Origin of the sequence: Cupriavidus pauculus, from assembly GCF_022179805.1 — a bacterium.
GTDB lineage: Bacteria > Pseudomonadota > Gammaproteobacteria > Burkholderiales > Burkholderiaceae > Cupriavidus > Cupriavidus pauculus_E.
The window spans coordinates 50,501-64,896 of record NZ_BPUO01000011.1 but is presented as its reverse complement, the minus strand read 5'-3'; the positions used below and the strand labels follow the sequence as shown (position 1 = coordinate 64,896).

Here is a 14,396-nt window from a genome sequence, read left to right as displayed (position 1 = left end):
CGTGTCCCCCGGTGGCTTATTGCAGGCCGCGCAGTGCCAGTCCCGCACTGACGATGTACGCGGGCAGGTCGCGCTGGAGATAGCGCTCGTTGACCTTGCCTGCGGTCGTCATGTTTGCGAAGGGATTGGCCAGCGTGGTCGTGATCTGCGTCTGTTGCTGGATCGCCGCCTGGACACCAAGCAGCGACGCGTGTCCGCCGGAAAGCAGGATCTCGTCGACCCGGCCGAGGCTGGAGCTGGCAATGAAATTGCCGATTGCCCCCTGCACCTCCATGGCCAGCGCTTCCAACGACGGCTTGAGCAATTGCGCGCGCCACGCTTCGGGCAGCGTGTTTTTGCGCTTCTTGATCTCCGCCTTGAGCGCGTCGAGCGTGAACATTCGTGCGGCGCTCTGCGTGAGCTGGTCGCCGTAGCTGTTCAGAGGCTGCTCGTAGAGTTCCTTCCAGCCCTGGTAGAAGATGGCCTTGGATCGGCTGCCGCCCAGGTGGACCACTGCCACGACGGGCATGTCCTTCGCATCGCTTTCGTTCAGGCCGGCGGGTACGCCAAGCATCTGCACGATCGAGCGCTGCACAGCGTACTCCTCCACGTCCATCACCTGCGGTTTCAGGCCGGCCATTTCGGCTGCCGTCACACGCTCCTGGACACGATCACTGTTGGCAGCCGTGACGCGTACGCCAATGCCGCCTTCGGTTTCGCTGGGACCAATCACCGCGAAGTCGAAATTCACCGCCTGCGATGGCGGATAGAGGCGGTGCGCCTCGGATTCGACCTGCGAATAGAGTTCGTCTTCGGACAGGTTGTCCGGCAGACTGACCGTCTGGGATTCCGTCAGCATGGACGGCACGCCAAGGACTACGTCCTTGGTGCGGATGCCCGCCTTGCCGAGCGCGCGCTTGAGCGCGATGCCCACGGCCTCGATGTTGACCACGTTGCCATCGGCAACGGCGTTGCGGTCCAGCAGTTCGCTGGCGCATTTCTCCAGCCTGAAGTCGTTCTTGCTTGTCCCGACGGACAGCTCAACGACCTTTACGCTGGACGAACCAATATCCACGCCGACCGTAGTCCGGCGTAGAAGACCCGACAAGATGCCCCGTCGCAAGGTTGACCCCCTGACATTTGAACTCGCCCACGGCTTGTTTGCTCTAATGGTGCGAGCCAGTTTCTTGGATGAAACGTTTGCTCTTTTATGTTCGTGGATTCTCACAAAAACCGGAGGCGCTGGCAATGTGCCGGTTTGACCACGCTTTCTTTTTCGGAAGGTCCCTGCCAATCCGTTGCCAAAATCCGACGGTCGATCATGGCGCCACTGCCATGCGTCGTACTGACATGCGCTTGCCATGCCCTCACGGCCCAAGCCTCGTCAGCCTTCACTTAGTCATTCGGCCATGCCGCCAGCCCGCGCCAGCACTGCGAACTGCATGGCGTGACAGGCTGATCTCAACGACATTACATCTTGTAACAGCACCGTAGAGCCTTTCGGGGCACTACCCGGCCGGGGCGTCGAGATAGCGACGATATAATCCCGGGCACTCTTGTTAGGTAAACCCTTATGGCCACAGCACAACAGAAGCCGTCCCTCCCCGTCCGCCGCCCGTTGTGGGCGCGCATCATGTTCTGGGTGCTCGGGCTGCTTGCTGCGGGTGTCGTCGCCGTGGCGCTGCTGGTGGGCTATGCACTGGTCGTGGCGGCACCGAACCTGCCGTCGCTGGACACCATCACCGACTATCGGCCGAAGATTCCGCTGCGCATCTACACCGCCGATAACGTACTGATCGGCGAGTTCGGCGAGGAGCGTCGCAACTTCGTGCCGATCAACGAGATTCCCGACGTCATGAAGAAGGCCGTGCTGGCCATCGAGGACGACCGTTTTTACGAACACGGTGGTGTCGACTTCGTGGGCGTGTTGCGCGCGGGGCTGGCCAACCTGCGGGGCGGCCTGTCGCAGGGCGCATCGACGATCACGATGCAGGTCGCCCGCAATTTTTTCCTGTCCAGCGAGAAGACCTACACGCGCAAGATCTACGAGATGCTGCTGGCGTACAAGATCGAGGCCAACCTGAGCAAGGACCAGATCCTCGAGCTGTACATGAACCAGATCTACCTGGGCCAGCGCGCGTATGGCTTTGCCAGCGCGGCGCGCGTGTACTTTGGCAAATCGATCAAGGACGTGACGCCGGCCGAGGCCGCGATGCTGGCAGGGCTGCCCAAGGCGCCGTCGGCCTACAACCCGGTGGTGAATCCGCGCCGCGCCAAGGTGCGCCAGGAATACATCCTGCAGCGCATGCGCGACCTGCGCTACATCACGCCCGAGCAGTATGACCAGGCCGTGCGCGAGGAACTGAAGGTGCGCAGCGAGGGCAACGAGTTCTCCACGCACGCCGAGTACGTGGCCGAGATCGTGCGCCAGCTGATGTACGCACAATATCGCGAGGAAACCTACACGCGTGGCCTGACCGTGTACACCACGCTGAACAAGGCCGACCAGGACGCCGCCTACGAGTCCGTGCGCAGCGGCATCATGACCTACGAGCGCAAGCACGGTTATCGTGGTCCCGAGGCGTTCATCGACTTGCCGTCGGATTCCGCCGAGCGCGAACAGGCCATCGACGATGCGCTGGTGGAGCACCCGGGTAGCGACGACCTGCGATCCGCGGTGGTGACCAGCGTGACGCCCAAGCAGGTCAAGGCGACACTGCTGTCGGGTGAAGTCGCCACCATCGAAGGCACGGCACTGCGCTTCATCGCGCCGTCGCTGTCGGCCAATGCGCAGCCGAAGGTGAAGATCCGCCCGGGCGCGATCATCCGCGTGACGCAGGACGCCAAGGACAACACGTGGTCGGTGACGCAACTGCCCGAAGTGGCGGCGGCGTTTATTTCGCTGAGCCCCGAGGACGGTTCCATCCGCTCGATGGTCGGCGGCTTCGACTACAACCGCAACAAGTTCAACCACGTGACGCAGGCCTGGCGCCAGCCGGGGTCCAGCTTCAAGCCGTTCATCTATACGGCGGCACTGGAAAAAGGCTTCTCGCCGGCCACGGTGATCAACGATGCCCCGCTGACCATCGGCCCGGATACCGGCGGCCAGGTCTGGGAACCTAAGAACTACGACGGCAAGTTCGAGGGCCCGATGACCATGCGCCGCGCGCTGGCCAAGTCCAAGAACCTGGTGTCGGTGCGCATCCTGCGCGCGATTGGCACGCAGTACGCCCAAGACTACATTACGCGCTTCGGCTTCGAGGCCGACAAGCACCCGGCCTACCTGCCGATGGCGCTGGGCGCGGGTAGCGTCACGCCGCTGCAAATGGCGGGCGCCTACTCGGTCTTTGCCAACGGCGGCTACCGCGTGAATCCGTACCTGATCCAGCGCGTGGAAGATTCGCGCGGCAAGGTCATCTCGGAAACCCATCCGCAGAAGGCCGGCGAGGATGCCGTCCGTGTGCTCGATGCACGCACCGCGTTCATCGCCGACAGCATGCTGCGCGAGGTGGTGCGCAGCGGTACGGCCAACCCGGCCAAGCAGCGCCTGGGCCGCAACGACATGGCGGGCAAGACCGGTACTACCAACGATGCCGTGGATGCCTGGTTTGCCGGCTACACGCCGAAGCTCGTGGCTATCGCCTGGATGGGCTACGACCAGCCCAAGAGCCTGGGCGTGCGCGAAACCGGTGGCGGCCTGGCGCTGCCGATCTGGGTCGGGTACATGAGCAAGGCGCTCAAGGGCGTGCCCGAGAGCCCCGATCGCCAGGCGCCCGAAGGCGTGGTCATGGTGGCCGGCGACTGGACACTGGAAGAAAACGCGGGCGGCGCCGGCGTGGCTTCGGTGGGCCTGGGCGATCCGTGGCCGGGCAAGCCGGAAGAAAGCTCGCGTCCGCCGCAGGACACCGAGCAGGAAAAGAAGAAGATCCTGGAAATGTTCGGCGGTGCCTGACGGCTGCCTGCCCCAGAAACGAAAAACCGGCCTGCGTGGCCGGTTTTTCGTTTCTGGCGGGGTGCTGGACCGCCCGTTACTTCAGGGTCAGCGTGGCGCCCGCCTGCTGGCTCAGATAGCCAGACAGTGCCGCATACAGCTCGGTGCCGCTGCGCGTGTCCACCCACTTGGCGCCGTCGTGACGGAAATGGAAACCGCCGGCCTTGGCCGCGACCCACAGTTCCTGCATCGGCGCCTGGCTGTTGACGATGATCATCGAACCATCCTCGAATTCCAGCTCCATCACGTTGCCGGTGCGGTTGATCTCCACGTCGGCATCGGCCGCGTCGGCGGCGGATTCGATGGCGCTTTCAAGCTGGTCCAGGGCCGCGCCGGCCAGTGCCAGGAAGTCGGTCTCGCTGAGGGGGGGCATGCTACACTCCAAGGCCGCCGGCAGCCCATTCCGACAGGGCATTCGGGCCGGCAATCAAATTGATGGGAAATACGGAAAGCCACGCGCTTTCCAGAGCCATCCGGAAGCCATCCAAACCATGAAAGACTCCCCGATGCTGCGTCGTGGTGCGATTGTATCGGCCTTTGCGATCCTGCTCGCGATGCCCCTGGCCGGGTGCGGTATTCGTGGCCCGCTGTACTATCCCCGCGTGCCACCTGCGCCCACGCCGCCTGAAGTGGCCGATCCGGGCCTGGGCCAGCCGGGTGCGACGCCCCCGGCAGCCCGTCCGATGGGTGAACCGGCCACCTCCACCCCGGTGGTCGCCGACCCCGCAAAGAGCAGTTCCGCCCCTTCCGCACGTTGAGTGCACGCCTCGAACATGACTGATTTTTTCCATCGCCGTGACGACGGCGCCCTGACCGTCGAACAGGTACCGCTGGCACGCATTGCCGCGGAATTCGGCACGCCGACCTACATCTACTCGCGCGCAGCACTGACCGCCGCCTACAACGCGTACGCGGCGGCCTGCAAGGGCCGCAACGCGCATGTGCAGTACGCGGTGAAGGCCAACTCGAACCTGGCCGTGCTGCAAGTGTTCGCGCAACTGGGCGCAGGCTTCGACATCGTGTCGGGCGGCGAATTGCTGCGCGTACTGGCCGCTGGCGGCGATCCGCGCAAGGTAGTGTTCTCGGGCGTCGCCAAGAGCGAGGCCGACATGGCGCTGGCGCTCGAACACGACGTGCGCGGCTTCAACGTGGAGTCGATTCCCGAGCTGGACCGCCTGAACGCCGTGGCCGGCCGCATGGGCAAGCGCGCGCGCGTGTCGCTGCGCATCAACCCGGACGTCGACGCGAAGACGCACCCGTACATTTCCACGGGCCTCAAGGGCAACAAGTTCGGCGTGGCGTTCGACGACGTGCTGCCGACCTATCGCGCCGCCGCCGCGCTGCCGCATATCGAAGTGACCGGCATTGACTGCCATATCGGCTCGCAGATCACCGAAGTGGCGCCGTACCTGGAAGCGCTGGACAAGGTGCTGGACGTGGTGGAAGCGCTGGAGGCCGAAGGCATCAAGCTCGCGCACATCGACGTGGGCGGCGGACTGGGCATTACCTATGACGACGAAACGCCGCCAGACATCACTGGCTTTGCCACGACGCTGATCGATCGCGTGGCCGCGCGCGGACATGGTCACCGCGAGGTGCTGTTCGAGCCGGGCCGCTCGCTGGTGGGCAACGCGGGCGCGCTGCTGACGCGCGTGGAGTTCCTGAAGCCGGGCGCTGCCAAGAACTTCTGCATCGTCGATGCGGCGATGAACGATCTGGCACGTCCCGCCATGTACGAGGCCTATCACCGCATCGAGCCGGTGGCGCCGCGCGGTGATGCCGCGGTGACCTACGACGTGGTCGGTCCGGTCTGCGAATCGGGCGACTGGCTCGGCCGTGATCGCGCGCTGGCGGTGCAGTCGGGCGACCTGCTGGCCGTGATGTCGGCTGGCGCGTACGGCTTTGTCATGAGCTCCAACTACAACACGCGCGGCCGTGCCGCCGAAGTCATGGTGGACGGCGACGCCGTGCACGTGGTGCGCGACCGCGAACTGCCGGCCGACCTGTTCCGCAGCGAACATCTTCTGAAGGGTTGAGCAACACGGCTGCACGCATGACGCGGCACCAATGAATGGGCGACACCTCGGTGCCGCCCTTTTTTCATCCCGCCTGCTCCGCCGTGCGCGGCCGGCGCGCCCACCACCATAGCCGCATGCCCAGCAGCACGAACACCACCGCCGCGTAGATCGATACCTCGCCAAAGTCGTTCTTGCCGGCCTTGTGCCACCAGTAGTGCAGGATCGCCAGCACGGCGATGGCATAGATGGACCGGTGCAACGCCTGCCAGCGTTTGCCACCGAGCCAGCGCACCATCACGTTCATCGACGTGGCCGCCAGCGGCACCATCAGCACGAACGCGGCGAACCCCACGGTGATGAAGGGCCGCTTGCCGATGTCCTTGATCATGTACGCCACGTCGAATCCACGGTCCACCGCGAGCCAGAGCAGGAAGTGCTGCACGGCGTAGAAGAACGTGAACAGCCCCAGCATGCGGCGCAGTCGCTGCAGCCAGTTCCAGCCCGTGAGCCGACGCAGCGGTGTGACGGCCAGCGTCATGCACAGCATGACCAGCGTCCACGTGCCCGTCGAACGGGTCACGAATTCCAGCGGGTTGGCACCGAACTGTGAAGTCGCGCCCAGGTACATCAGGCGCAGGAATGGCAGTAACGCCAGAATCCACACCAGGACCTTCACGCGCCGCACGTGCGCCGGCGTCAGCGTGGCCAGCCCGCCAGGCGTACGACGGCCTGCAGCCGGCTGCGTCCCCCGTAGATCGCGTTCGGCCATCAGAAATTCTTCTTGAGATCCATGCCCTGGTACAGCGACGCCACCTGCGCGGCGTAGCCGTTGAACGGCAGCGTCTTGCGCTTGGGCGCGAACAGCGCCGAGAAGCCACCGCCGCCCTTGTCCTCGCCGATTCGGCGCTCGGTGGCCTGGCTCCAGCGCGGGTGATCCACGTCCGGGTTCACGTTCGAATAGAAGCCGTACTCGTTGGCCGCGGCGAGGTTCCAGCTCGTGGGCGGCTGCTTGTCGACAAAGCGGATCTTCACGATCGACTTGGCGCTCTTGAAGCCGTACTTCCACGGCAGCACCATGCGCACCGGCGCGCCGTTCTGGTTCGGCAGCACCTCGCCGTACAGGCCGAACGTCAGCAAGGCCAACGGGTGCATGGCTTCGTCCATGCGCAGCCCCTCGCTATAGGGCCAGTCGAGCACGCCGCTACCCAGGCCGGGCATCTGCTTCTTGTCGGCCAGCGTGATGAACTGCACGAACTTGGCGCCCGGTTGCGGTTCCACGCGCTTGATCAGTTCGGCCAGCGAGTAGCCGATCCACGGAATCACCATCGACCAGCCTTCGACGCAGCGCAGGCGGTACACGCGCTCTTCCATCGGCGCCAGTTTCAGCAGTTCGTCGATGTCATAGACCTTGGGCTGCTTGACCAGCCCTTCCACCGCCACCTGCCACGGACGCGGGCGCAGCGTGCCCGCGTTGCGGGCCGGATCGGACTTGTCCGTACCGAATTCGTAGAAGTTGTTGTACGTGGTGACATCGGCATACGGCGTGCGCTTGTCTGTCACCACGAAGGTGTTGTTGAGCGTGGCCGGCAGCTTTGCCAGCTTGCCCGGCGCGTCCTGCGCGAAGGCACGTCGCGCGAACCATGGCGACGCCAAACCCGTGGCGGCAGCCGCACCGCCTAAGGTCAGCAGGCGGCGGCGCGACAGGTAGAGCCGTTCAGGCGTGATTTCCGAGGCGGCGATGTCGTCGCCGCGCAGCCATTTGGGAGAAGGAATCAGCATGTTTCGCAACGTTGGGTGGGACTTGCATCATTGGACACCAAAGCAGCGGATTAGGTGCGCGGGCTTCGGTTTGGCATCGGACAACTATCCGCGCTGGTACTGCTGGTAGACCAGTTGGGCCAGCGCCAGCAGCCGCTCGCGCTCCAGCGGCCCCGCCAGCGCGAAGCCCAGGTCGCGGTCCACCCAGTAGAACGCCATCGTGGCGGCACCGGCCGGTTGCCGCGCCGGAGTCCGGGCCGGCAGACGCTCGAGCCGGAATGCGGTGTCCGGCGTACCTTGCGCCATGCGCCGCAGTTGCAGCGACAGCCGCGTGCCGGCGTCGTCTTCGTACATCAGGATGGCCATCGGGCCGCCTTCGGAGGCACCAAGACGGCCGCCGATCAACCGGAACCCCTGCGGGCGCAGGTCGGGGACCTGCAACGAGGTGCCGAGTCGCTTCGACAGCCAGGCCACCAGATGGGCCTCGTCGCTGGCCGGCACCTCGACCACATGCCGCACCTCGGGCGCATAGACCACGTAGCTGGCGAGCGCCTCGCGGGCAAAGCGCTCCATTGGCGCGGCTGCTACGGGATCGGCGCCGGCGCGGTCGCGTGCAAACCATCCGCCAGCGATACCCACCGCCAGCGCGCACAGGCTGGCCGCCATGGCGACGGGCCACGCCGGGCGCCACGCCGCACCGTGACCACGCGGCACGTGCATCCGGCGCGGCAGCGCGGCCATTGGCACGGCCTCGTTGAGCACGCCGTCCAGCCTGGCGTGCAGCGCGGCGGCATGCTGGCGCCAGGCATCCACCTTGCGCGCCGCTTCCGGGTCGGCCGCCAGGAACGCCTCGACCTCCGCGCGGCGCGGGCCGTGCAGCTGGCCATCCGCGTAGGCGTGGAGATCGGCTTCGCTCACCGGTGTCTGGGGGCTCATCATTTCACCCGTTGCAGCACGTTCGGCGCCGCAGCGTCCTTCGTACCGCCTTCAAGCAGGCGGCGCATATGTTCTCGGGCCCGCGCCAGGCGCGACATGACCGTGCCAATCGGCACTGCCAGGACCTGCGCCGCCTCCGCATAGGAAAACTGCTCCAGGCTGACCAGCAGCAACACCGCGCGCTGGGCTTCGGGCAATGCGCCCAGCGCCTGCAGCAGATCGCGCCGCAAACCGGGATCCACCACAGGCGCGGCCACGTCCGGCAATTCGTCGGTGGTGGTGACCACGTCGGACCTGCGCAGCCCATTCAGGCGCAACCGATGCATCAGCGTCAGCAACCACGGCAACAGGCCGTCCGCGCTGTCGCCCCACAGCGCACCGGGGCGAAGACGGAACCGCCAGCGGTAGCGCAGGGCACGCTCCAGCGTGTCCTGCACCAGGTCGTCGGCCAGCGCGGTGTCGCCAGTCAGGCCACGCGCATGGCGCCGCAGCCGCGGCGCCAGCGCCACCAGCTGGCGCTCGAATCCGTCCATACCGGAATGGCTGCGATCAGCTCAGTGGGTGATCAGGGCTTGGCCACGTGCCAGACGTTGTTGAGGTTGTCACCCGTGCGGTCGCCGGGCTTGGCGTCCTTGGCAAAGCGGTACAGCGGCATGCCCTTGTAGGCGTACTGGCGCGCACCATCGTCACGCGTGATCACCGAGAAGCTCCCAGAGGCGGACTTGCCCGGCTCGGCCAGCAACGGCGGCCAGTTGGTGGCGCACATGCCATTGCAGACGCTCTTTCCGCCATTGGCGGGATCGCGATCGAACGTGTAGAGCGTCAAGCCCTGCGGATCGGTCAACACGCCATTGGTCACCTTCACCGTCGGCGGCATCTCACCGCCCCCCGAACCCATTCCCATGCTGGAACAGCCGGCCAGCAGCACGGCGGCGGCGCCGACGGCCAGTGCAAACGGACGAAGTGCGGATACAGCAGTGTGACGAGTATTCATCTTCAGGTCTCCTTCTCCGGGGGCGGGCCGACAGTCGGCGCCGTTCACCCTCAGTAAACACCTGATGTGACGCCTTTATTCCGATTGAGTGCAAAAAAAGTGGCATCCCCTCAAGATAAGTGCCTTTTAGTGCATCGGCTATGTCCATAGACACCACTGCTACGTAGCCTGGCTAGAAACGGCGCGTCTTTTGAGCAATAGCCATGGAACAGCGATGAGCAAGCGCGCCGAATAACCAGAAACTTCCGAATTTTGGTCAGACGGACTGAAGACAGCACAAGGAAGGGCACGACGATGGAATCCTCCGCAACCGAAAACCTGGACATACGCGTCGGTGCACGTCTTGCCACCGCCATTGCCACCGCCATTGTCACCGTCCTTGTCTTCGCCACGACGCTGGGCGGTGCGACCGGCCTGCACGCCGCCGAGTCGGCGGACATGCGTATTGGCGGTCAGATTCGTCCGAGTGCCTGCACGATCGCGCTCTCTCAAGACGCCATCGACTTCGGCACCATCCCCGCCAATTCGCTCGGCCGGGATGCATTGACCACGCTTCACGCCATGCCCTTCCAGGCTGTCATTCAATGCGATGGTCCAGCAGTGACGGCGCTGGAATTCCAGGACAACCGGGCTGGCACCGAGGGCGACGATGCGATGAGCGCGCAGACCTGGTTCGGCCTGGGCGAGGCACGCGGCCGCCCGATAGGCGCCTTCCAGATCCAGCGCGGCGCCGGCGACGTGGTAGCCGATGGCAATGGCGTCCAGACCATCGAGCTCACGCGCAGCGGCATCTGGTTGCAGATGAACACAAGCAGTCCCGAGGTCTCCGCGCGCAACGGATACCTGCTGTCATGGTCGGCAGCCGGTACTGCACCCACGGCCTTCACCACCGTGGTGGTTCCGCTTGCCGTGCTACCCACGCTGCTTACCAGCCAGGCGATGGCACCCGTCGCCGAGGGCATCGCGCTCGATGGCCTGGCAACGATTTCGCTCGTATATCTGTAACGCCGTCTCGCAGTGCGTCCAATGCAAAAAGCCTGTCGCGAAGACAGGCTTTTTGGTATTCCGCGTGGCCGGAGCCGTCGCGAATCAGAGTTCGCCGTAGCTGTGCAAGCCCGACAGGAACATGTTCACCCCCAGGAAAGCGAAGGTGGTGACCAGCAGGCCGACCAGCGCCCACCAGGCCGCTACCGTGCCGCGCAGCCCCTTCATCAGGCGCATGTGCAGCCATGCGGCGTAGTTGAGCCAGACGATCAGCGCCCAGGTTTCCTTCGGGTCCCAGCTCCAGTAGCCACCCCATGCCTCGGCGGCCCACAGCGCGCCCAGGATGGTTGCGATCGTGAAGAACGCAAAGCCCACCGCGATCGCCTTGTACATCACGTCATCCAGCAACTCCAGCGACGGCAGGCGTTCCGCCAGGATGCCGCGCTGCTTGAGCAGGTACGCCACCGACACCATCGCCGCCAGCGCGAACGTGCCATAGCCAATGAAGTTGGCCGGGACGTGGATCTTCATCCACCAGCTTTGCAGCGCCGGCACCAGCGGCTGGATTTCCTGCGCATTGCGGCTGACCGTGTACCACAGCAGGAAGCCCACGGCCGCGGACACCACCAGCATCACAAACGGCCCCAGCGCGCGCGTGGCGTAGCGGCGTTCGTAGTACAGGTAAAACAATGACGTGATCAGCGTGAAGAGGACGAAGACCTCGTACAGGTTCGAGATAGGAATGTGGCCGATGTCGGCACCGATCAGATACGACTCGTACCAGCGCACCATCAGGCCCGTGAAACCCAGCACCACGGCTGCCCAGCACATCTTGCTGCCAATGCTGGAGCCCGTGTCCGACCTCGCGGCAAACCCCACCCAGTAGAACAGTGTCGACAGGAACACCAGCGCGCTCATCCACAGGATGGCCGACTGGCTCGACAGGAAGTACTTGAGGAAGAACGCCTGCTCGGCCCGCGCCAGGCTGCCCTGGTACAGCTGGATGGCAAACAGCGACAGTACCGCGATGCCCAGCATCAGCGGCCGCACCGCTTTCCAGTGCCAGCCAAGCAGTGCGAACGTCGGCACGGCGCCGATCAGCACAGCCTTGTCGTACACGTTCATCCAGTGCCCGTACCGGGCCAGTGCAAACCCCGCGCCCAGTACCAGCAGCAAGGCAAAGGCCCAGTCGACCCAGGTCAGCCTGCGCAGGAACGAAGGCTCCAGATAGTCGGCATCCAGCGCGGTCGCGTCATGGGGGATGTCGTTGGCCTGGGCGGATGGCCGCGGCGTCAGTCCGGGGTTGGCGTGATGGAGATTGGAGGACATGGCATTCCTGCTCTTGCGGTGTGCAACACCTGTTATGTCTGCTGTGTCAATGTGACGCGGCGGTCCGGGCATGGCGCGCCGGGCCGCCGGCAAGCTCTCTTTCTACTATAGCGACGGCCCCTGCTTATCATCGGACCCTGATGCGTCGGATCGCGGTGCCGTGTGCGACATCGACGCCGGCGCGTCGGCTGGCACCGCCGTCACATTCGCGCCTACCGCTCGACCCACATCGTCGCGCAATGTGACAAATTCCTTCTCGAAGTCCATCGTGCGGCGCTGTGTGGACATGGCCATCAGCACGTGACTGCCCGCCGAGTTTCCTGCGTCGTCGGGCTGCCTGTCCTTGACCCAGATCCAGACGCGGCGCTCGCGGATATAGAACATCGAAAAGACGCCAAGTACCAGCAGCAGGCAGCCAAGATACACGATGTTCTTGCCCGGCGCACGGGTCATCTGGAACACGCTCGCCTTGACCTCCTGGAAGTCGTCGAGCTGCAGGAATACGGGTGCCGAGTAGAAGAAACTGTCTGACAGGGCATTGATCGCCTGCTGCAGGAACTGGCCGCTCTTCGCGTCGTTGGGGATGACCGGCAGCTTGTCCTGCTCACGTGCCAGTTGCCACAGTTCCCACATCGAGCCATTAAGAATCTTCAGCAGGACATCGGCTGCTTTCTGCTGTTCGCCCTGTGGCACCGATTTCTCGAGGAAGGCGGCAATCGCGGTGAAGCCGCCGGGCGGCGCATCGGGCGCCGAGCGGGTGACGCCGGCAAAAAGATCCATGGCGCGCAGCGCGCTCTCGGCCAGTTGCTTGCGCAAGGCTTCCTTGTCGGCGCCAGGCATCGACACGTCGGCGAATCGGCGCGCGGCCTCGCCCCGCAGCGCACTGTTCTGCAACGCGCCGCGCAGGCGCATCCAGTCGGCCACGCTAAGCTGATCGTCGGCGGGAATGCGCAAGTAGCGGAACTGTTCGCTCGGCGAATCGCGCATGCCGGCCAGGAACACGGTCTGGCCTTCGAGCTGAACCGGCAGCATGTAGTTGTTGAACTCGCGCGCCTGGCCGGTGCGGTCGCGCAGCTTGTACTGCACCGACGGGCCCACGTTGCGTAGGTTCTTTTCCTTGTCGAGAGTGGCTGCTGCGCCCAGGTGCTGCTCCAGCGCGCCCAGCGACGACTTGCGCGCCACGCCACGCGCATCGGCCTTGCCCGATGCATCGGTCACGGTCTCGACGTTGATCTGCCGGAAGTCGCTGAACTCCACCGTCAGGCTGTCCTGGTCGGCGGCGGTGCCCGTGCCGGCCAGTTGCACGTTGCCGCCCACCGTGCCGGCAAGCGTAAACGTGTCGTGCCTGGCGCCCGTCATCGGATACCCGACGAACTTCAGTCGCGAACCGCCGTCCTCGAAACTCGACTGATAGATGGCCACGCCATCGACAATCAGTGGCTCGTTGACCTTGATGGTCGCCTCGGTCTTCTTGCCCGTGGCACGGTCGGTCACCACCACATCCGACGCGAACAGCTTGGGCATGCCCGTGGAGTAGTAGTCGACGGTGAACTTCTTGAGCGTGATGGTGAACGGCAGGTCCTGCACCAGCGCACCATCGGCAATGTTCAGGATCGCCGTCGACACGGTGGCGCCTTCCGGCACGAACGCGTTGCCCCGGAACCCGGGATTGGAAGCCGACAACCGGTGCTTGGCAGGAATCTCGCTGATGATGGCATTGCCCGAAATGGGCGACTTGCCGCCAAACCACATCTGCGCGCGGATCAGCATGTCGCCGTCCAGCAACCCGCCGATGCAGATCACCACGATGGCCGTGTGCGCCAGGATGTAGCCCAGCTTGTTGGCCGCGCCGGCCTTGGCTGCCAGCAGCGTGGCGCCGTCGTGCTCCACCGGCTTCACGCGGAATCCACGGTTGCGCAGCAGCGCGCCAAGCCGCGCCACGGCATCGGCTCGGCCGCGTGGCGCGTCGTATTCCCCGCGATGATGGAACGCACGCAGGCTGCGTTCGCGAACGTGGTCTTTCCACGACCGCATGTCGACGATCATCTTCGGACCGTTGCGCGCAATACACAGCGAGGTGGAGATGACCAGGAACGCCAGGATCACCAGGAACCACCACGAGCTGTACACCTTCTGCAGCGACAGCGTGTGGAACAGGTCCGCCCAGAATGGTCCGAACTGGTTCACATAGTTCGGATACGGTTCGTTCTGTTTGAGCACCGTGCCGATGATGCTGGCGATGGCAATCACCGTCAGCAGCGTAATGGCGAACCGCATCGAGGACAGCAGCTCGACGGCATCGCGCAGCACGCGGTGTTGGGTCTTCAGGTGCAGCCCTGAAGTGGAAGGGGTCGACATGTGCGGTAAAGCCTGGGAAGCCTGTTTGGCGCTATTTATCTGTGGCGCC

At 64.8% G+C, this 14,396-nt stretch carries 13 protein-coding genes; 4 read left to right on the top strand and 9 right to left on the bottom strand.

What is annotated here, in order from left to right:
• Positions 1-16: 16 nt before the first annotated feature.
• Positions 17-1,087 carry a type IV pilus assembly protein PilM gene (pilM, locus tag MFF62_RS21735; RefSeq protein WP_238265181.1) on the bottom strand — a complete coding sequence of 357 codons (1,071 nt, stop codon included), beginning with the start codon at positions 1,085-1,087 and terminating at the stop codon, positions 17-19.
• Positions 1,088-1,552: 465 nt separating this feature from the next.
• Between pilM and MFF62_RS21730 the strand changes: the two genes are divergently transcribed.
• Positions 1,553-3,931, top strand: a complete 2,379-nt coding sequence (locus MFF62_RS21730; protein WP_238265180.1) for a penicillin-binding protein 1A — start codon at positions 1,553-1,555, stop codon at positions 3,929-3,931.
• Between the two features lie 76 nt (positions 3,932-4,007).
• Here MFF62_RS21730 and cyaY read toward each other — a convergent pair whose 3' ends face one another.
• The gene (gene cyaY / locus MFF62_RS21725; protein ID WP_238265179.1) at positions 4,008-4,343 is read right to left on the bottom strand and encodes an iron donor protein CyaY; all 336 of its coding nucleotides are present in this window, start codon (positions 4,341-4,343) and stop codon (positions 4,008-4,010) included.
• 118 nt (positions 4,344-4,461) lie between these two features.
• On the opposite strand from cyaY, the gene lptM reads away from it, so the two are divergent.
• Positions 4,462-4,728, top strand: a complete 267-nt coding sequence (gene lptM, locus MFF62_RS21715; RefSeq protein ID WP_404990811.1) for an LPS translocon maturation chaperone LptM — start codon at positions 4,462-4,464, stop codon at positions 4,726-4,728.
• A 15-nt stretch (positions 4,729-4,743) separates the two neighbouring features.
• Positions 4,744-6,006: a diaminopimelate decarboxylase gene (lysA, locus tag MFF62_RS21710; RefSeq protein ID WP_238265178.1), complete on the top strand. Its 1,263-nt coding sequence runs from the start codon at positions 4,744-4,746 to the stop codon at positions 6,004-6,006.
• A gap of 64 nt (positions 6,007-6,070) precedes the next feature.
• On the opposite strand, the gene msrQ is transcribed toward lysA, so the two are convergent.
• The 5 genes from msrQ to MFF62_RS21685 all read right to left on the bottom strand — a co-directional run bounded on the left by msrQ (position 6,071) and on the right by MFF62_RS21685 (position 9,676).
• On the bottom strand, positions 6,071-6,757 hold the full coding sequence (gene msrQ, locus MFF62_RS21705; RefSeq protein WP_238265177.1) for a protein-methionine-sulfoxide reductase heme-binding subunit MsrQ: 687 nt from the start codon (positions 6,755-6,757) through the stop codon (positions 6,071-6,073).
• Positions 6,757-7,767 (bottom strand): protein-methionine-sulfoxide reductase catalytic subunit MsrP, encoded by a 1,011-nt coding sequence (gene msrP, locus MFF62_RS21700; protein ID WP_238265176.1) that lies wholly within the window; start codon positions 7,765-7,767, stop codon positions 6,757-6,759. The genes msrQ and msrP overlap by 1 nt, the downstream gene beginning before the upstream one ends.
• Positions 7,768-7,851: 84 nt before the next feature.
• Positions 7,852-8,682: an anti-sigma factor gene (locus MFF62_RS21695; RefSeq protein WP_404990817.1), complete on the bottom strand. Its 831-nt coding sequence runs from the start codon at positions 8,680-8,682 to the stop codon at positions 7,852-7,854.
• Positions 8,682-9,215, bottom strand: a complete 534-nt coding sequence (locus tag MFF62_RS21690) for an RNA polymerase sigma factor (protein WP_238265174.1) — start codon at positions 9,213-9,215, stop codon at positions 8,682-8,684. The genes MFF62_RS21695 and MFF62_RS21690 overlap by 1 nt, the downstream gene beginning before the upstream one ends.
• A 32-nt stretch (positions 9,216-9,247) precedes the next feature.
• On the bottom strand, positions 9,248-9,676 hold the full coding sequence (locus tag MFF62_RS21685; RefSeq protein ID WP_238265173.1) for a COG4315 family predicted lipoprotein: 429 nt from the start codon (positions 9,674-9,676) through the stop codon (positions 9,248-9,250).
• Between the two features lie 294 nt (positions 9,677-9,970).
• Between MFF62_RS21685 and MFF62_RS21680 the strand changes: the two genes are divergently transcribed.
• Positions 9,971-10,681: a DUF1120 domain-containing protein gene (locus MFF62_RS21680; RefSeq protein ID WP_238265172.1), complete on the top strand. Its 711-nt coding sequence runs from the start codon at positions 9,971-9,973 to the stop codon at positions 10,679-10,681.
• An 84-nt stretch (positions 10,682-10,765) separates the two neighbouring features.
• Here the strand turns inward: MFF62_RS21680 and ccsB are convergent, their stop codons facing one another.
• Both ccsB and MFF62_RS21670 read right to left on the bottom strand, forming a co-directional pair.
• Positions 10,766-11,989 carry a c-type cytochrome biogenesis protein CcsB gene (gene ccsB / locus MFF62_RS21675; protein WP_238265171.1) on the bottom strand — a complete coding sequence of 408 codons (1,224 nt, stop codon included), beginning with the start codon at positions 11,987-11,989 and terminating at the stop codon, positions 10,766-10,768.
• Positions 11,990-12,094: 105 nt separating this feature from the next.
• Positions 12,095-14,347 (bottom strand): cytochrome c biogenesis protein ResB, encoded by a 2,253-nt coding sequence (locus MFF62_RS21670; RefSeq protein ID WP_238265170.1) that lies wholly within the window; start codon positions 14,345-14,347, stop codon positions 12,095-12,097.
• Positions 14,348-14,396 lie beyond the last annotated feature (49 nt).